The organism is Bradyrhizobium sp. WYCCWR 13022, from assembly GCF_030435535.1.
GTDB lineage: Bacteria > Pseudomonadota > Alphaproteobacteria > Rhizobiales > Xanthobacteraceae > Bradyrhizobium.
Genome location: NZ_JAUIZJ010000015.1, coordinates 260,162 through 277,493, shown reverse-complemented (window position 1 = coordinate 277,493; position 17,332 = coordinate 260,162). Strand labels below are relative to the sequence as shown.

Here is a 17,332-nt window from a genome sequence, read left to right as displayed (position 1 = left end):
TGGATGACCCTAATCCCTAAAAGGCGTTGGAATCGCATGCGCTGAACTTTCTCGCGTCGATGCAAATATTCACGGCCGCCGAGCAAAGTAGCCCCCTATCGAAAGTCATGGTCCCGATTGACCTAAGCCGCAACACTTCCGCTCGCGGAGATCAGCAAATCCGCTGGAATATGGAAACGTTCGCGCAGACGCTTCACCATCGTCATGCTCAATTCGCGCTTGCCGGACATGACCTCACTGACGCGACTAGCAGTGCCCAGAAGCGGCACAAGATCAGCGCGCGTCAAACCATGTTGTTCCACCAGATAGGTTAGCAAATCGGGCAACGGCGGCGCTTTGCGCGGCCAGCGTGCGCGTTCATAAGCCTCGATAAGGCGAGCCTGAGCTACCATACGCGCTCGATCGGCAGCCTCGTTAGATTGCATCAGCTTGCCGACAAGCGCCTTGGCCGCCTCATGATCGGCCTGGTTCTGGATAATTATCAATGTTGCCTTCATCACACCGTCTCCGCGTCCACCTTGTCACAGTCTTCATGACTGCCGAAAAAGCGGATCATCAACACGCCATCACGATATTGAACCATGGCGATCAGGCGGTAGTCATTGGCCTTGATGTTGAACACCACGCGTCCGCCTTTCAGGATGCTTGCCTTGGGATGCGATCGCTTCACCTGTTGCGGCGTCCGCCAGTCCGAAGCCTCAGCAATTGCCAGCCATGCCCTGTATTGAGCGCGCGCTGCATCGATGCCCCGATGACCAGAGCGTTCGGCAAAATAGCGCTCACCAAGGTCCGTGCCGACCACCAGCATGAAGGGATACTACCGTCGATTTCCCAAAAATGGAAGAGGGGAATTTCCATTTTTGGGAAACGCATGCCGCCCGCCGACAGTAAGATAGTCTTGCCACTCGGGGCTAATTCACGATCCGATCGGCTCGCACTTTCGCGGCGAAGCCGAAGCCCGCCGCGAACGCTTCTAGGCACGCCCCGCGGTTGATAAATCAAAATCGCATTTCGAACTCAGAATGACGCGGTCAATTGCGACTGGACAATTTTGTGCGTTAGAAGCAAAAGAATCGTCTCGCCGCAGATGCTCTCAAGACTTCCGCTAGGGAAGATTGGGCGGCTGACCAATTCGCTCCAGATCGGCGAGACACTTGTCCAGGTTGCTTTTGGCGTCCTGCAGGAACCTGCTCGTTTCGGCAAGCCGCCTGAGATCAGGCTTGACCGGTCCCTCGCTCACAGCGCTCAGCTGGTGGCAAACAGTTGCAAGATCACCCGAGATGTCTTCGAGGACGAAGGCGAGGTTTTCCAGCGGCACGAGCTCCGAAAAGAAAGACTTCAAGGCGCTTTCGTCCTGGCCAGAGGGACCTTCGAATCTGACTTCGACCAGTGGCACCAACACCTCGCGGTTGTCGCGCCCGACCCTTCCCATGCTCATGATGAGCGAGCTGAACGTCGTCGAAACAAAGGTCAACCGATCGAGCAGGGTGTTTCCATACAATACTAGCGATTCCGATTCGCCTTGCGCCTGCTCCGTTGTCGAAGCCCCGAGATCCTCATTCGACATGCTCGGAGTCCTCTCCTGCGCTCAAGTGCAGCATACCCGAAGGGAACGAGACGGGCTTTGGACTGTTCACCGCCTCAATCGATGTGGAGGCGCCGTGACCTTCGGCTTTCTTCACCTGCACGACCGTCACCGACGAGCCATGATACGAGCTCTTCGTTCGCGCCTTCATATAGCCGGGAGCTGTCGGTGCCGGCGGATGAAGCAGGTAGTCCTCCATCACCTGACGGACGCCAAGCGGGTCACGCATCACTAGTCCCGCCGCATGCAACGTAGGATGCATCGGGCTCGGCAAATCAAACAGGCTGCGAAGAACGACATTTTCTTCAGCCGTGAGGGCAGGGTGGGTTCTGAGACCCATTTTCCTGCGCATAAGCTGCGCCAATTGGCCAGCGCCCCTTGCTGTGGGCCCTTCGTGCCTTTCAAGCGCCATAAGGCCATCGCGCGTCAGCGCGAAATGAGCAAACTTTCCAGCCGCCGTTCGTTCCACAAAACGCGCATTGGTCATCAGGCGAAGAATGCGGCTGAGATTGGCATCCTTCAGATCCAGTTTCTTAGCAATGACCGTCTTCTCCAGCTGACGCGACGGTGCATCCCGCAACAACCGAAGTATCTCGACGACATGCTGACGGTGCATGACCTCGCTTGGACGAGCAACCTTGGCGGTGTTGATCGACATCTGCAGAAGATCGTAAAACGCTCTGAAGCGCTCGGCATAGGCGGCATTCTTCGGCGCGAGCGAGGCGCTCACCCGACGCAGAATATCAAACCATTCCCGCAGCTCCGGATCGCGGCGCCGGCTCTCCAGAGAATTCCAGAGCCAAGCCCCAAGTGTTGCGTAAATACGCTCCAGGCTGCTTTCGGATCCCTCTTTAAGGAATTCCGAAATGACGCTCCGCGCCTCAGTCGCGGTGGCCTCGCCGCTCTCTATCTTTTCCAATGCTACGTCCGACATGGCCATACCCTACGTCACAACCCTTAAGATCATTTTACAACGCTTTACTCTGATTTTAGTCTCTGAATCTAGGGTGTCACCGGCCCCATTTGTAGGCAGTCCAAACGGTCTTTTGACCGAGTTCCCGGGCGGAAACAGCGTTCGGCTCTTTGAGGAGGGGTAATATAGTACCAAGCCGGCCATCCCCGTAGCGGTTGTGGGTGGGATGTTGCACGACAAAACTTCGCGTGCCGAACTTCACTTCCACCTGGCTCGCAGTCGTCTGGTGGCCCTGCATGGTGCGGTCGTTCCCCATCGAGGGGACCAGCATCACATCGACATCCAGGTCCCTGAAGGGCGTGTCGCAGACGTCACAGAAGTCGAGGCAAATTGCGACGCCAATCAGGGCGCCTTCAGTCGCAAGCACGCACATCCGCTCGCCAGCAGTTATGTTTTCGATCCCCCAGTCGTCATCGGCGTAAGGGGCGATCTTGTCGTAGACGAGCCGCTCCTCGCCATAACCGTCATAAATCCGGGCCCGATTCACAATCTCCTTGCCTGCCACCTCGTGCCACGTTCCCGGAATGACGATCTCCGGAGGCTCCAGCGGGTCGGCCACATCTCGCTCGCGGATGAACTTGACGATCTTTTCTCGCAGTCCTGGTGGTACCGTGAGCTCGGGCCAGACGATTGCGATGCAGTTCTCCTGCAACGCGTTCGCCATCTGAAGCAAGACCGCGTTCCCCGCCGCCGGCGCATCGACGCCGCTGACGATGAAACGCTTGTCCCCGTCTACCGTTGCGAACTCCGCCTCAAGCTTGAGCGCCTCGAAAAGGCAGGCGCCCATTTTCCAATTCGTGGGGTCTTGAGCGGCACTATGCAAGGTACGGCTATCGACCACCTCGACGGCATAGCCGTCAATGAAGGTGGGCAGGATCCGATGAAATAGCAGGCCTCGCTTTGAATAGGCTTGGCTCCGCCGGGCAGGGCGGCCGGCGCTCACGCCCTGTCGCGGAATGAACCAGCATCCGAGCGCCTCCAGGCGCCACTCGCCCGATGCAATCGGCCATTGCGACCGCCGCTCGAGCAGCACGCGGTCGATGGCCCGGATGAGACCTCCAAGCGACACAGCAACCTGCTCGGGGGTCTCCTCGGAAACGGACCAAAGGAGGCGGCCTTCTCCGACGCTGTCACCGAAACTCCGGGCAGATTCTTCAAGACGCCGCTCCGAAAGATTGCGGTAAGCCTTGTACACGCTCGGCGGCGCCTTGCGGAACAACTTGTCGAGCTCGATCAGAGCCTTCCTCAGTTCGTCCCTTCTGGCATGCGTCATCGAGGCCTGTGATTGAGCAAGCTCACCAGCTGCCTTCTTCCACTTGCCGAACTCCGTTGTCTTCAGGCGGCTGTCCGCAGGCCCAGGCAAACGACTCGTCCAAACGACTTCGCCAATATGTGCCATTGATAGGCGTACGGTTCGCTATTTGCAATCGGCCCGACTGTGACTTACGCGCGTCTCATCATCTAGCTGCGGGCGCAGTTGCTCTGAATGTCAGAACGCGCAGAAACTCTGCATCGAATTATACGATGGCAACGAAAAGCTGCATATGGCTTCCGATACTCTTGACGAAGCACGAGCAAAGCATTTCAATCTGGGCGGGAGATCCGCGCGCGAGCGACGCGAAGCGGACAGGGGGCACAATCGATGTGGAAGATCAGCCGGGCCGCGGCTTGCCTTGGCGCCTGCTTTGCGATGGGCGGATGCACCAGCCTGTACTATGTGCACGATCCGCAGACTGGCGTGATCACAGCCGGCGAACTGCCATATTTTCTCAAATCGATCCGGTGCGAGGTCGTCACCTTTTATCAGATCGAGCGCGAAAGGCGGAAGCACTACCTCAAGATCTACAAGACCAGGCCGGAAGAGGCGTTCGACCGCTTCGCCCATTTCGACATCGACCCGTTCCTATACGGCACCTTCTTCCTGGAACTGAAAGTAACCGATACCGGCGGTGTCGGGTCCGGCACCGCCTTCGACTATAAGCGCGTTCTAAGTGCCACCACCGCCGAAGTGACCCATGTCGGCCCCACGGCTTCGGCGCAGGACACCTACGACCTGATCTGGTCATTTCTCTTGAAACAGAATGCCGAGCTTGCGTCTGATACCTTGCCGCTGGCATCTAGCCCGGCAACATATGAGCGCGGCTGCTACCGGGGAACGCCGACCGAGCTCCTCGAGCTCGAAGCTCTCGCCGAAAACAAATATCCGGAACGGGCCGCTTTCAAGCGCATCACCGTCGATGCCTCCAAGCCATTGGCGGCCTGGCTGCGCGACAATGCAATTTTGATCGCCGCCAACAACCTGACGCCGGCTATGCCATCGGAAATAGCTGAGCCAGCGCAGATGACCTATACTTTTTCGATCCAAGTGACCGGAGGCATCGAGGCCAAATACTCCCTTACATCGGCGCGCTGGACACCGGCCGCCATCCAAGCCTCCGCATCTGCGCAGCAATTCAGCAATCTCGGTATCTACATCAATGGGCCGAATGCCGTCTTGGCCAACGGAGCAAAGTCTGGCTCGGCCAGCTATGCAGCCAAACAGCCGGCGCTCGGATCAAAGGACAATCCGATTTACACGACACCAATCCCGGGAGGGGAAAAGTCGCAGGAGTTGCCGGAGAGCGGGGGGGCCGCAGCCCGCCGGCCAAGGGCTGGTGGTGGCCCGCGGACGAACGGCTTTATCTTCGCGCCGGTGCCAGTCTTCCCGCCATCTCCAACGCCTACTCAATAAAACATGACTCGTTACTGCCTGCTCGGATTGCTGGTTCTTCTCGTGCTCCTCCCCTGCAGCAGCGCGAAGGCTCAGCCTGCGCTTCCCTCAGGGGTGTCGGAGATGGAGCTCTTCGGAACTGTGATCCGCAGCTCCAAATGGGACGTGAAGGAAATCCCGGTCTGCTGGGAAAACCTCAATCCTCATGACCAGAAATATGCAGAACTCGTCCGAAAAGCCGTGGCCGAGACCTGGGAAAGCGCAGCACAAGGAGGCGTTTGGTTCGCCAAGACCTGGCCTGCCTGTAAAGAGGGCGCAGCCGGCGTCCATGTGCGCATCGCCGACGAGGGCGCGCACACCGACGTCGTCGGCAAGTATCTCGATGGCAAGTCTTCGGGCATGACCTTGAATTTCAGCTTCAATCATTGGAGTAAAGGATGCATCAATAAGCGCGAATTCTGCATTCGTGCGGTCGCTGTCCACGAATTCGGGCACGCGCTCGGCTTTACTCACGAGCAGAACCGCGACGATGCTCCGGAACAGTGCCGCAACGAGAAATTTTCAGGATCGGTCGGCGACTACAAAGTCACTAAATACGACCCCAATTCCATCATGAACTATTGTAATCCAGCATGGAACGGAAGCGGACAACTCAGCCCACTCGATATCGCAGCCGTCAGAACGTTTTATCCGTCCTGACCCTCGCCTTGCTCTTTGTCATCTCCGGGCAGGCGCTAGCCGATCGCGCCGCGGTGCAGATCGCCGCGCGCTATAACGTCAGGACTGTTCATGTCCAGTTTGTCGGCGTTATGTACAACGGCAAGCAGGAAGTCGGAGGCGGCTCCGGCCTTCTGATCGGCGACAACCTCGTGCTCACCAACAGCCATGTGGTCGGACGCGAGGAAAACTACAAGAGCTTTGAGGTCGATGCTCGCCTTGGCTCGCGCAACGCAAACCCAATCAAAGTCAGCGCGATTCACCGCGACGACGCCAACGATCTTGCCCTTCTCGAGTTGGCCCAGCCGGCCAGCAACAGCGGCGGAGCATCGCGCTGCCCAATGCCGGTCATCAATGAAAGCCAGCAGGCCCCAATGGGAACCCAACTCTATCTGCTCGGCTATCCCCTCGACCTGGATCTGAGCATATCGAGCGGCCTGATCAGCAATCAAACCAGCCCAAATGGGCGCTGGCAAACCGATACTGTCATGAACGTCGGCAACAGCGGAGGTCCCGCGTTCAACGAGTTCGGCGCGCTCCTCGGTATCGCTGTCGGCGGCATCGTCAAATGGAACGATGCCCAGGTCAACGGAGTGAATTTCATCATTCCTGCCACGGTCATAGCCGCGAGTCCGCTCTACAAGCTGATTGCGGCTATCCCCCAACCATCCGTCTGCTGGACCAAATGGGTCGACACTACAATCTCATTCGAGAACTGGAGCAAGCTCAACTCGACCCATGTGCAGACGCAAGCCAATCAGGGCGTGAAAATTCCCGAGATCCTGGCCGGCGCGCTTCACACGTTGCTTCCAGAAGACCGGCGGCTCATCGTCAATGTTCCGCTATCGCAACTCGTCGAGCTCAAGCAGATCGAGCGCTCATACACCGTCGACAAGACCAAGGATGATCATCCCGTCGTGTTTGCCGAGCATTCGGCCGACTACGCCGAGACGTTCCCAGCCGAGCCGGGCTACCGTATCACCGGCTGCTCCTGGCATGTCGAGACGGCAAACGGAGCCGGCAACATTGCTTGCGCCATCAACGATGGCGGTGCAGAGGCGCGCTTCACCTACAAGCTGACCAGTGGACCCGCCGTCGATCGGTACCGTGGATGGCTCGGTGCTACCGTCAATCTATCTCAAGTTCTTGCGAAGTAAGGAGGAGGGGCCATGGTCGTCTCGACATTGCGAGCCGATTCTTCAAATGCGCTGCACTGGCTCTCGTCGTTCCGGCAGCTCCGCGCGGCTTTAATTGCTCTGGTCTGCATGTTTGTCGTCGGCTGCGCTCATCAAGCACCTATCTCGAGACCGTCAAAGCCCCAAGCCCAAAACACGCATCAGCACCACGGGCGTGCATTGACAGGATATCACCATCATGCCGCAAGGTATTACGGCCCGAGGTATTATGGTCCGAGACGCCATGATTATGGCTATCATCGCCCCACAACGGGTGAGGCAAGTGAGGAAGCACCTCCCGAGAAACCGACGCCAACTGGCGCCGAGGCTCCCAACAAGCCCGCCATCAAGGGCTTGGTGCCCGTTTATTTTGCGACCAACCGCGAGGTGATGGGAGGCCCGAATCTGCAGCTGAAACAGATCACCTATGATCGTTCGGCCACGAATACCTATGGCTGCGTGACTGTGAGCATACCGATCGTTCACAAGATGGGCGAAGTCGAAACGCCAAAGACATATCTGTACGGCATTTGGACAGAGGCCGAGCAGGACGGAAAGCACTTTCGAATCCAGACTCTATCGAAGCTCTCACGAGAGGAGTTTGCCTCCGCGATCGCCAATCCTGCCGACAGCCTGATGCTGTTCGTCCATGGCTACAATGTTCCTTTCTCGGATGCAGCGTTCAAGGCCGCTCAGATTGCCTTCGATGCAAATTACAAGGGCCGCGTCATGATTTATTCCTGGCCCTCGAAAGGCGGGTTGGCGGATTACGATTACGACCGCGAAAGTGCTTTGCATGCCACCGATGGATTGTTCGATCTTCTCAAGCTCATCAAGACGGAGGGGAACGTTTCGCGGATCATCCTGATCGCACACAGCCTTGGCAGCGAAGTGGTATTGGGCGCCTTGCAGCAGGCAGCGCTGAGCCAAACAGCGCTTGGCATTACCGAGCTGATTTTCGCAGCACCCGACGTCGACCGTGACCTCTATCTGGAGCGGGCTAACCAGATCAAAGCGGCCGCGGGTGCGGTGACCGTGTACGCCTCGTCAACTGATCTGGCTCTGCTCGCCTCGATGAAGAAGGCGCAGTCGAAATCGCGAATGGGCTATGTGACTAAGAGCGGTCCAACTCTCGTCTCGGGCATCGAGACGATCGATGTCTCTGCGGTCGGAAGCGAAATGTTCGCGCTCAATCATAGTACCTATTCAACGAGCCGGGCGGTCCTCGACGATATCGGCCGGATCATCTCCTCATCTAGCCACCTCAAGCCACCGCAGCGGACCCCAACTTTGCGCTCGATGCCTAACGAGCTCAACGCGACCTATTGGATGTATCCTTACTAGTCATCTGGAACGCAAGTTCATCACATTAGTTGATGGCTCGAATCTTTGTAGAGGAGAGCGCTTGTGGGGAATGCAGGTGTGAGAGGCCGGCCGATCGCGCCGTTAGTGCTCAGTCCGCAGGAGCGCACGTACCTAGAGAGGCAAGTTCGTCGTCATCGTGTCGCGCGGTGCTATCTGAGCGATGCCGCGCGATCCTGCGATGTGCGGATGGCCTGCCAAGCAAGTCTGTGGCTGCTGAACTCGGCATCCATGAACACACCGTTGGCAAGTGGCGCCGTCGGTTTTTTTAGAAGGATCGCTGTGATGGCCTGCTTGATGAAGCCCGCCCGAGCCGCCCTCGCACCATCGACGACGATCAGGTTGCTGAGGTAATCGAGCGGACATTGCGTACGACGCCGGCCGACGCGACGCACTGGTTGATCCGCTCGATGGCTGCGGAAACTGGCTTTTCCCACACCACGATCCGCCGAATGTGGTCGGCGTTCAGCTTGCAACCGCACCGTAGCCAGACATTCAAGTTGTCGAGCGATCCACTGTTCGTCGACAAGGTACATTGTCGGCCTTTATCTATCCCCACCGAACCGAGCCGTTGTCCTCAGCGTTGATGAGAAAGCCAGATCCTGGCACTCGATCGCGAGCAGCCGGTCTTGCCGATGATGCCTGGGATGCCAGAACGTCGCACGCACAGTTATGTGCGACATGGCACGACCACACTGTTTGCCGCGCTCGATGTCGCTTCCGGCTTTGTCATTGGCAAATGCTACAAGCGTCATCGGGCGGTCGAGTTCTTGAAGTTCCTCAAGGAAATCGACGCTCAAATCCCCGAGGGGCTTGCGGTCCACATCGTCATGGACAACTACGCCACCCACAAGACACCTAAGATCAAGGCGTGGCTCGCTCGCCGGCCGCACAACCATGTCCACTTTACGCCGACTTCCGCGTCATGGATCAATCAGAACGAGCGCTGGTTCGCTGAACTCACCAGAAAGCAGATCCAGCGAGGTGTTCACACCTCCGTCAGACAGCTCGAGGCCGACATCCGTACCTTCATCGAACTGCACAACAATAACCCGAGGCCCTTCAAATGGACCAAGTCTGCAGACCAGATCTTGGCTTCCGTCAAACGCTTCTGCCACAAAGCCCAGCAGACTTTATGCGGCGAACTTTAGATTCACGTGACTAGGGGGGCGTGCGCATTAATCCTCGTTGATGTGCGGCTCGTTCCTATTTCGAAGCCTTTATGTAACGGCAGCAAATGTCGCGCAGCTTTCGCGGAATCGAGCAGTCTTGCACGATAGTGAGAAGCGGGCCGTGGTGAGATCGGGGACCGTACATGCATGCGCCCGGGAAGACCACAGTTTGGATCGGGATAGCGCGCATCTCGTCGTACGAGTGCCGCTTACTCAGTTGATGGTAAAAGTCCGTTCGGGCTTTTGATGTTTGAGCGTGCGACGCTCCATCATAACAGCCAGCCTTTGCGCTTTTTAGGTCTTGCCGAAGGAGGCGCCCTCTGGGTCCTCTGGCCGGGTCCGCTCTTCAGCATGAAGCCCATCAGAATGAGAGCTGAATACAGGGCTGCGCCGTCACCGCACTTGATCGCGGGGCGAGCATCTCTGAGGGGCCGCTCAGTCCGTGGTGGCGGCGCAAAGATCCGGCAGGCCAAAAGCATGATGGGCAACGACTGCAGTGTCCGAACGGATCCTCCGCTATTAATACTTCCATTATAATGGGTTGATTCTTGAGCTCACCTGCCATATACATCCCTAAAGGGATTTGTAAATGGACCTGACTGTAGAAACTTTCATAGAAGGCACGTGGCACGAGGCGGCCATTGTCAACTTGGAAGCCCCCGAAAAGGGCTACACGACGCCTTCCAGAACTAGCTACGAAATGGGCTATTTTGCCAAGTTCGGCGCCATTCCATTTGCGGAAGACCGTCCCCTTAAAGGCGTACATGCTTACTCGATCAACGCCCCAGTCGATCTGGTGGATCGCGCAGCAAGCACCTGGCCAGCTTTTCTACTGGACCTAATTCCTCAAGGTCACCACGCCGAGAGGATCGCGCGATTTCTGAACCTTCCGGTCGAGGCGCCTTCTACCCAAGTCCATCTTCTCATGAGAGCTGCGAGTTCTCCCGTCGGCAATATTCGCATCAAAGAAGCATATGATCAGGAGGTCGAACGTCTTCAGGACATATCGGTCGCGGGAATCACTATGGAAGAAATTCTCGATCGGAGCGATGCGTTTCTCGAAGTTGCTGATCGCTTTTCCTTGCTTGCCTCGGGTTCGAGTGGGCTGCAAGGTGACTGGCCCAAGGTGTCACTGACTCGCTCCCGAGACGGACTTTGGTATCCGAATTCGATGGTCCCGGACGCGGACGCCCTCGAATTTATCATCGTAAAGCTTCTGCGTAGTGATGAGCCGGTGGATCAGCGGATCCTGGAGTCTGAATCGGGCTATTCGGTGGTCGCAAAAGAGTTTGGCGTCAACGTCGAACGCACGAGCACCTACGGCAATGGTGTGCTTGTCATTCCACGGTTTGACCGCAGGGTGACGTCGGGTGGTCTAATCCGCTACGGACAAGAGAGTCTGGTCTCTGCGATTGGCGTTGCGGAGTTTGCATTTCAGAGCAGGCACGAAACTTATCTGAAAACAATCCAACAGGTCTCGTCGTGTCCGCTGGAGGACACGACGGAGTATCTGCTGCGAGATGTCTTGAACCTGGCTATGGGCAATCCCGATAATCATGGTCGAAACGCCGCGCTTAGAAAATTCCCGGATGGAAGCATACGTCTCGCCCCCTTGTTCGATTTCGCACCAATGAAGATCGCGACAGCGGGCATCGTCCGTTCCACAAGGTGGGGGTGCATGCTCGATGGTGGAGGACAGGACACCAATCCTGATTGGAGGCTCGTCTGTGAGACAGTTTCTAGCCCCAAGGTGCCCGCCCACAAATTGATGTCCGCTTTGGCAGCTAAGGAAGATCTTCTCCGGGCCCTTCCAGAGATTGCAAGAAAGTGCGGCGTGCCGGTCTCCGTCGTGACGAATGCAATCATTCGCAACGAAGATATGGCGAACGGTGTTGCCAAACTGCGCAATGTGACAGATTAGGCGAGCCTCATGGCCAGATGGCGTAAACCTACGAAAGAGGAGATCCGAGATCGTCGCGCCGCAATTGCAGCCAAAGCGCGCGCGGGTACTCTCCGCTTGCCGGAGGCTGTCGCCGAGATGCGTCAAGCCCTCGGGCTCACCCAGATTGAGTTCGCCCGACTGTTTAAGCTGACACCGCGCCAAGTCGCCGACATTGAAAGAGGAGCGGCCAATCCTACTGCGCAAACGCTAGACAAAATAGGTCGCGCATTCGGTTTCCAAATCGGCTTTATTCCGATCGCTGCTGGGGCGACAACGGCCTCTCGCGAAGATGAGAAATCTGCCGGGCCACATTGATGATGAGCGCGTCTCGAACCGAATAGATTCTTCCGAATGGCCATTCGTGAGGAATCTCTTTGGCGTGTTCGCAAACGGTCCGTAATGCTCTGGAGTTTTGAGGAGGCGCAAATCCGGTACGCTGGTCTATTTCAAGATGACACTGCCGGTGTGCCGGGCGAGCCCTTGGCCGACCAAAGGAGCGACGCTGATCGCAAAAAACAGCGGCAAGAGGTTGCGTCGAAGTGCAATTCTGCGAGATCTTGGCCTCTTTTCATCCACCTTGGTCGCCTTCGAACATCTTCGGCCGGTCGGCTTCCCCGTGGCGTTGCTGCAAGATCTTCGTTCAAACTTGACTGGAGGACGAATGTCTTGAACTGAAGAACTGACCTCGTACCCAGGAGGACAATGTCATAATCTTGAGCCGTGGGGTTCACAAACAAAGACAGCGCTCCATATCCCCAGCGAAAGTCGCGAGGCTTTTCGCATAGGAGAGAAGCCGAGCCCGGGCTGGATGCGCGTTAAACCCAAGCTCGCTCCAAGAGATTCGTATCATCAAATGTCGTGGAATGCGTAACCATTTGCGTCTTTTCGTTTCCGCTAGCGTTCACCGGACGACAGAGCCTTGAATTGCCAAGGCTCCCACCACGAAACTGACGTCATCAGCTCTACGGCGATCGGCCAAAAGATGACGTGGGGCGACGCATCCATGGCCGCGCGACCCCGTCGAAGGCCTCGAATGCGTCGATATCGCTGACATAACGCAGCGTCAGCTGGATATCGTCGAGCCCTTCAAGCAATGCTGTCCGACGCGAAGGCGACACGACAAACGGTATCGATAGCGAACACGACATCCTGATCTCACATCGCTCAAGATCGACCTTAATTTCACGCCCGGGGTCTTTCGCAAGCGCGCCTAGGATTTGCTCATAGTCGGCTTTGGGCAATGTGATCGGAAGAACGCCATTCTTGAAGCAGTTCTCGAAGAATATTTCCCCGAAGCTCTCGCGATAACGCAGCGAATACCAAATTGCTTCAGCGCCCAGACTGCTGCTTCTCGCGAGCTGCCGCAGCCAAAGTTATCGCCTGCCACGAGGATCGAGCTGCTCCGAAATGGCGGAATATTCAGCACAAAGTCGGCGCGTTCGGATCCGTCGTCCTGAAATCGGCTGTTGGCGAACAGGGCCTTACCCAAATTAGCGTTCGCAGAACGCATGAAGCGGGCAGGGATAATTGCATCTGTATCAATATTCGGGTCCGCCAGCACTGCGGCGACACCTTCCAACGTCACAAACTTTTCCATTTGCCGCCTCTATGCGTGCGCGAGCTTGCGAACGTCGGTGATGACACCCGTCACGGCGGCCGCCGCCACCGATGCCGGACTTGCAAGATGCGTGCGGCTATTTGGTCCTTGGCGATGCTCGAAGTTGCGATTAGAGGTCGCCATGCAGCGCTCACCTGGCGCGACTTGGTCGTCGTTGATCCCCAGACACATTGAACACCCGGCCTCTCTCCAGTCGAAGCCTGCATCGAGAAATACTTTGTTTAGACCGAGGGCCTCAGCCGCGCGCTTGACCGACGTCGATCCAGGCACAACCAGCGCCCGCACGCCTTTGGCGACCTTGCGCCCCTTGACGATGGCCGCTGCCGCCTGAAGGTCCGATAGGCGGCTGTTGGTGCAGGATCCAATGAAGGCGACGTTGATCGGAATGCCTTCAAGAGGCTGATTAGGTTTGAGGCCGATATAGTGCAGCGCCTGCTCCGCCATGGCGCGACGGACAGGATCGCCAATCAACACGGGATCTGGGATGTTTTCGTCGATACCTACGACATCGCCAGGTGTTGTCCCCCACGTCACCTGGGGGGCAATCTCGCTACAGTTAACCCTGATTTCCTTGTCGAAGAGAGCTTGCTCGTCTGTGTTAAGAGTGCGCCACTGATCTAATGCGGCCTGCCAATGCGCACCTTTGGGAGCATAGTCGCGGCCAGCGATATATTCATACGTGGTATCGTCCGGCCCGATCATGCCAGCACGTCCACCAAATTCAATGGACATGTTGCAGATCGTCATCCTGCCTTCCATGGACATCGCACGAATGACGGGTCCGCAATATTCGATGGCATATCCGCGCGCCGCCTGTGTTCCCTCTTTGCCGATCAAGTAAAGTATGAGGTCCTTGGCACAGACATCCTTTCCCAGACGTCCGGCGAACGTCACCCGTAGCGCCTTTGGCTTGCGCTGAAGTACGGTTTGGGTTGCTAGAACGTGCTCGACATCGCTTGTGCCAAAACCCCACGCATAGGCACCGAGCGCGCCATTTGTTGGTGTATGGCTGTCTGCGCAAACAACAGTCATCCCTGGCGTGATAAGCCCGAGCTCCGGCGCCACGACGTGTTCGATACCCTGCCTGGCATCAGCCAAGTCAAACAGCTCAATTCCGTGTTCGCTGCAGTTCCGTTCCATCAAGGTGATTAGCTCGCGCCCCTCGGGGTTCGAATCGACCGTGCGCCCAGGACGTGTCGAAACGATGTGATCCGTGACACCGAAAGTGAGATCAGGTCGACGCACAGATCGCGAGGCGCGCCGTAGCCCATCAAATGCTTGTCCGCTCGCCGATTCCTGGATGATGTGGCGATCGACATAGAGCAAGAAGACGCCGTCACCCATTTCCCGGATGACATGACTGTTCCAGATCTTTTCAAAGATAGACCGCGGTTGGATCATGTTACACCATGGCCGAGTTGCTCCCACGCTAAGAGCGGGTAGGCTTCACGCCAATTGCGTGATCGGCGACACCGGTCTTGATGCAGGAGGAGCTCGTCGACTAGTAAGAAATTGCAATTTCGAGCGGATGAGGGCTTATGGTCCGGTCGCCCACTTTTTGATATTTAGTCCTTACCCCTTCAGGCCCGATGCACCGGTAACACGGGACGGCTCTCGACTGAGCAGTCGAAACTTCTCAACCCAAGACTTGGCCTGGAACGCCAATGCGCGAGCGTCAGTGGAAAGCGTGACGAATCGAAAGCCACGCGTGACCATGCGCCACGCTTGTTCGGGACCAGGTGCGAAAATGCCTGCAATCAGACCCTTCTTAATGCACCCCTTCAAAACGCGATCGATGGCAGCGTCCACCTCGGTATCAAACTCCTCCAGCTGCGGCTTCCTGTTCAGGGACAGCGAGAGATCGCCTGGTCCGATATAGACACCATCCAGACCTGGCACATCAAGAATACTCTCGATGTTGGCGACGGCTTCAGCGGTTTCAATCATAGCGATGACGCTGAGCTCCCGGTTCGCATGCGCAGCATAGTCCTCGCCATAGGCCGTCGCCGCACGGACGGGGCCTAAGCTGCGCTGGCCCATCGGTGGATATTTGCAATATTGGACGAGGCGCTCAGCGTCCGCTGCCGTGTTGACCATAGGGCATGTCACACCAAGAGCACCTGCATCAAGCGCTTTCATGATGATTGCCGGGTCGAGCCAGGGGATGCGTACCAACGGGAGCACGTCCACGGCCGTAATGGCTTGTAGCATCGCGACGGCGGCATCGTACCCGATGAGACCATGCTGCAGGTCAAGCGTGATTACGTCGAAGCCTTGTCGAGCATAAAGTTCTGCCGAAAACGCATCGGGGATCGCGCAATAGCCGTTCAGTAAATGGCCATTTTCGGCCATGCGGCGATTTAGTCCTCGAAAGGGGGCCATAAGGAAGCTTTCTTTGCTGTGAATATGACGACTGGCCTCGATATCCTGTTGACGGCTGCTGGCATCGGAATGTCGTCGACGCCGCGCGCAACAAGTACACCACTGACCGCGTGATCACTTGACTGCTCCGATTGCGCCGGCAACCGCGCCTTGTTGTGCGCCGGAGCGGATTAGACCCTCAAGAACTCTAGACAAGCTTTTGCAAAAGGTCTGTCGCCAGTGGCGAACTTCTCATGCGCTCGATTTGCCAGCTAGCTGGTGGCTACCGCAACATAGCGCTTTGGCGTCACGCCGTGGACACGCTTGAAGTGCTTCGTGAAGTGACTTTGGTCAACGAAACCGACCTCGTAAGCTACTTGTGCCGCTGGCTCTCCCTGAAGAAGAAGATCAGCGCCGCGCGCGACGCGCCGTTTTATCAGATAGGCATGGGGCGTTACTCCCAAATCTCTTCGGAATGCCCTAATCAGTTGAAAGATACTTGCGCCCGTCTGACGCTCAAGATCGCGAAGCGTAATCCTGATCTCAGGGCTCTTCTTAATAAACGCGAGCGCAACTTCTGTAATGCTTCCGTCAGGGTCGCCGGGCGGAGCAGAGAATGCGTCTGCCGATACGACTGCCGTTTCCATCCCACAAGTCATGTCCAACTCTTGCTGCAGTGGACGAGTTTCATCGCGGGGCTGAGGATGAAGGCGATCAGCATGCCGCGCAAAGCAAGTTAACTGATGACTTGCATGAGTTTTTGCGATATAAGCGAAAACCTAGGGAGAATAATGGGTTATGGGCCAATACTTGCCCATGAATGCGCTACGAGCCTTCGATGCTGCGGCGCGTCATGGCAATTTCAGTCGAGCGGCGGAAGAGCTTTGCATTACCCAAGGGGCCGTCAGCAGGCATATCGCGGTACTTGAGACCCACCTCGGAATAAAGTTATTTGTTCGTAAGCATCGTCGCATCGAACTGACGGAAGAGGCTCGACGATATCATAAGCGGCTTCAGGTTGCGTTTGACGAGATAAGGTCCGCGACGTCCGAGATCTGCGCGTCGTCAAAACACAATGTCCTAAAGCTTAGGTGTTTACCCACCTTTGCCATGCGCTGGTTGATCCCTCGCCTCGCGAGGTTTCGCGAGCAATATCCGCAGGTGGAAATTCAGGTCTCAACCTCACAACAATCCCCTGCCAATTTTGAAGCGCAAGGCATCGATGCCTCGATCGAGTACGGATTGGGCCAGTGGCCTGGGCTCGAGGCCAAACATCTGTTCGACGAACTGCTCATCGTCGTATGCGGCCCCAAGCTTGCGAATGGAATGCCGGTCCCGCGCTATCCGCACGAACTCGATCATCACGTTCTTCTCCATTCCTTGCAGCGCCCGGATTTTTGGCGGCAATGGCTCCAGACTGCAGGCGCGCCGCAGGTCCCGGCCAACACGGGCCTACGATTTGAAAACTCGGGGCTCGCGTGCCAAGCAGCTATCGACGGCCTTGGTATTGCAATTGTGCATCTTCCCTTGATTGAAAGGGATCTCGAAACCGGCCGACTGATCGCACCGTTCAATCTCATTGTCCGCAACCAGATGGCATTCTATCTCGCTTATCCAACCGAAAAGAGCGATTTGCCGGCACTTGTCGCGTTCCGCGCAATGGCTGCTCGGTGAGGCGGCGGCAACCGTCAGATCCATCGATCTGAAATGGACGGGA

The 17,332-nt window shown here is 56.9% G+C and carries 15 protein-coding genes and 2 pseudogenes; 8 read left to right on the top strand and 9 right to left on the bottom strand.

The window, feature by feature from the left end; all coding sequences use genetic code 11:
* Positions 1–122: 122 nt before the first annotated feature.
* The 5 genes from QY049_RS22735 to QY049_RS22715 all read right to left on the bottom strand — a co-directional run bounded on the left by QY049_RS22735 (position 123) and on the right by QY049_RS22715 (position 3,921).
* Positions 123–497 (bottom strand): type II toxin-antitoxin system HigA family antitoxin, encoded by a 375-nt coding sequence (locus QY049_RS22735; protein WP_074274398.1) that lies wholly within the window; start codon positions 495–497, stop codon positions 123–125.
* On the bottom strand, positions 497–808 hold the full coding sequence (locus QY049_RS22730; protein WP_128929968.1) for a type II toxin-antitoxin system HigB family toxin: 312 nt from the start codon (positions 806–808) through the stop codon (positions 497–499). The genes QY049_RS22735 and QY049_RS22730 overlap by 1 nt, the downstream gene beginning before the upstream one ends.
* A 297-nt stretch (positions 809–1,105) precedes the next feature.
* Positions 1,106–1,567 carry a hypothetical protein gene (locus QY049_RS22725; RefSeq protein ID WP_128929969.1) on the bottom strand — a complete coding sequence of 154 codons (462 nt, stop codon included), beginning with the start codon at positions 1,565–1,567 and terminating at the stop codon, positions 1,106–1,108.
* Positions 1,557–2,519 (bottom strand): helix-turn-helix domain-containing protein, encoded by a 963-nt coding sequence (locus tag QY049_RS22720; RefSeq protein WP_128955131.1) that lies wholly within the window; start codon positions 2,517–2,519, stop codon positions 1,557–1,559. The genes QY049_RS22725 and QY049_RS22720 overlap by 11 nt, the downstream gene beginning before the upstream one ends.
* A 76-nt stretch (positions 2,520–2,595) precedes the next feature.
* On the bottom strand, positions 2,596–3,921 hold the full coding sequence (locus tag QY049_RS22715; RefSeq protein ID WP_128929971.1) for a hypothetical protein: 1,326 nt from the start codon (positions 3,919–3,921) through the stop codon (positions 2,596–2,598).
* A gap of 279 nt (positions 3,922–4,200) precedes the next feature.
* On the opposite strand from QY049_RS22715, the gene QY049_RS22710 reads away from it, so the two are divergent.
* The 7 genes and pseudogenes from QY049_RS22710 to QY049_RS22680 all read left to right on the top strand — a co-directional run bounded on the left by QY049_RS22710 (position 4,201) and on the right by QY049_RS22680 (position 11,951).
* On the top strand, positions 4,201–5,289 hold the full coding sequence (locus QY049_RS22710; RefSeq protein ID WP_128955132.1) for a hypothetical protein: 1,089 nt from the start codon (positions 4,201–4,203) through the stop codon (positions 5,287–5,289).
* Between the two features lie 102 nt (positions 5,290–5,391).
* Positions 5,392–5,967, top strand: coding sequence for a M12 family metallopeptidase (locus QY049_RS22705; RefSeq protein WP_237864942.1), 576 nt, complete (start codon positions 5,392–5,394; stop codon positions 5,965–5,967).
* Positions 5,968–5,975: 8 nt separating this feature from the next.
* A complete protein-coding gene (locus tag QY049_RS22700; protein WP_232995545.1) occupies positions 5,976–7,142 on the top strand; it encodes a serine protease in 1,167 nt (388 codons plus the stop codon).
* 12 nt (positions 7,143–7,154) lie between these two features.
* Complete coding sequence (locus QY049_RS22695) at positions 7,155–8,504, top strand: alpha/beta hydrolase (protein ID WP_128929974.1); 1,350 nt, start codon at positions 7,155–7,157, stop codon at positions 8,502–8,504.
* Positions 8,505–8,567: 63 nt separating this feature from the next.
* Positions 8,568–9,673 (top strand): annotated as a pseudogene (locus tag QY049_RS22690) (IS630 family transposase).
* Between the two features lie 610 nt (positions 9,674–10,283).
* Positions 10,284–11,615 carry a type II toxin-antitoxin system HipA family toxin gene (locus tag QY049_RS22685; RefSeq protein ID WP_128929975.1) on the top strand — a complete coding sequence of 444 codons (1,332 nt, stop codon included), beginning with the start codon at positions 10,284–10,286 and terminating at the stop codon, positions 11,613–11,615.
* Positions 11,616–11,624: 9 nt separating this feature from the next.
* The gene (locus QY049_RS22680) at positions 11,625–11,951 is read left to right on the top strand and encodes a helix-turn-helix domain-containing protein (RefSeq protein ID WP_128929976.1); all 327 of its coding nucleotides are present in this window, start codon (positions 11,625–11,627) and stop codon (positions 11,949–11,951) included.
* A 647-nt stretch (positions 11,952–12,598) separates the two neighbouring features.
* Here the strand turns inward: QY049_RS22680 and leuD are convergent.
* The 4 genes and pseudogenes from leuD to QY049_RS39140 form a co-directional block, all read right to left on the bottom strand.
* Positions 12,599–13,233, bottom strand: a pseudogene (gene leuD / locus QY049_RS22675) (3-isopropylmalate dehydratase small subunit).
* Positions 13,234–13,242: 9 nt separating this feature from the next.
* Complete coding sequence (leuC, locus tag QY049_RS22670) at positions 13,243–14,655, bottom strand: 3-isopropylmalate dehydratase large subunit (protein ID WP_128929977.1); 1,413 nt, start codon at positions 14,653–14,655, stop codon at positions 13,243–13,245.
* Positions 14,656–14,826: 171 nt separating this feature from the next.
* The gene (locus QY049_RS22665; protein WP_206733115.1) at positions 14,827–15,606 is read right to left on the bottom strand and encodes an HpcH/HpaI aldolase/citrate lyase family protein; all 780 of its coding nucleotides are present in this window, start codon (positions 15,604–15,606) and stop codon (positions 14,827–14,829) included.
* 281 nt (positions 15,607–15,887) lie between these two features.
* Complete coding sequence (locus QY049_RS39140; protein ID WP_164933582.1) at positions 15,888–16,262, bottom strand: AraC family transcriptional regulator; 375 nt, start codon at positions 16,260–16,262, stop codon at positions 15,888–15,890.
* A gap of 151 nt (positions 16,263–16,413) precedes the next feature.
* Here QY049_RS39140 and gcvA point away from each other — a divergent pair, with 151 nt between their 5' ends.
* Positions 16,414–17,289, top strand: coding sequence for a transcriptional regulator GcvA (gene gcvA, locus QY049_RS22655; RefSeq protein WP_128929980.1), 876 nt, complete (start codon positions 16,414–16,416; stop codon positions 17,287–17,289).
* The last annotated feature ends 43 nt before the right edge of the window (positions 17,290–17,332 follow it).

Excerpts from the sequence above, each read along its gene's own strand:
- QY049_RS22735 (WP_074274398.1), bottom strand. The coding sequence starts at position 497 with ATGAAGGCAACATTGATAATTATCCAGAACCAGGCCGATCATGAGGCG.
- QY049_RS22730 (WP_128929968.1), bottom strand. The coding sequence starts at position 808 with ATGCTGGTGGTCGGCACGGACCTTGGTGAGCGCTATTTTGCCGAACGC.
- QY049_RS22725 (WP_128929969.1), bottom strand. The coding sequence starts at position 1,567 with ATGTCGAATGAGGATCTCGGGGCTTCGACAACGGAGCAGGCGCAAGGC.
- QY049_RS22720 (WP_128955131.1), bottom strand. The coding sequence starts at position 2,519 with ATGTCGGACGTAGCATTGGAAAAGATAGAGAGCGGCGAGGCCACCGCG.
- QY049_RS22710 (WP_128955132.1), top strand. The coding sequence starts at position 4,201 with ATGTGGAAGATCAGCCGGGCCGCGGCTTGCCTTGGCGCCTGCTTTGCG.
- QY049_RS22705 (WP_237864942.1), top strand. The coding sequence starts at position 5,392 with ATGGAGCTCTTCGGAACTGTGATCCGCAGCTCCAAATGGGACGTGAAG.
- QY049_RS22695 (WP_128929974.1), top strand. The coding sequence starts at position 7,155 with ATGGTCGTCTCGACATTGCGAGCCGATTCTTCAAATGCGCTGCACTGG.
- QY049_RS22685 (WP_128929975.1), top strand. The coding sequence starts at position 10,284 with ATGGACCTGACTGTAGAAACTTTCATAGAAGGCACGTGGCACGAGGCG.
- QY049_RS22680 (WP_128929976.1), top strand. The coding sequence starts at position 11,625 with ATGGCCAGATGGCGTAAACCTACGAAAGAGGAGATCCGAGATCGTCGC.
- leuC (WP_128929977.1), bottom strand. The coding sequence starts at position 14,655 with ATGATCCAACCGCGGTCTATCTTTGAAAAGATCTGGAACAGTCATGTC.
- QY049_RS22665 (WP_206733115.1), bottom strand. The coding sequence starts at position 15,606 with ATGGCCGAAAATGGCCATTTACTGAACGGCTATTGCGCGATCCCCGAT.
- QY049_RS39140 (WP_164933582.1), bottom strand. The coding sequence starts at position 16,262 with ATGGAAACGGCAGTCGTATCGGCAGACGCATTCTCTGCTCCGCCCGGC.
- gcvA (WP_128929980.1), top strand. The coding sequence starts at position 16,414 with ATGGGCCAATACTTGCCCATGAATGCGCTACGAGCCTTCGATGCTGCG.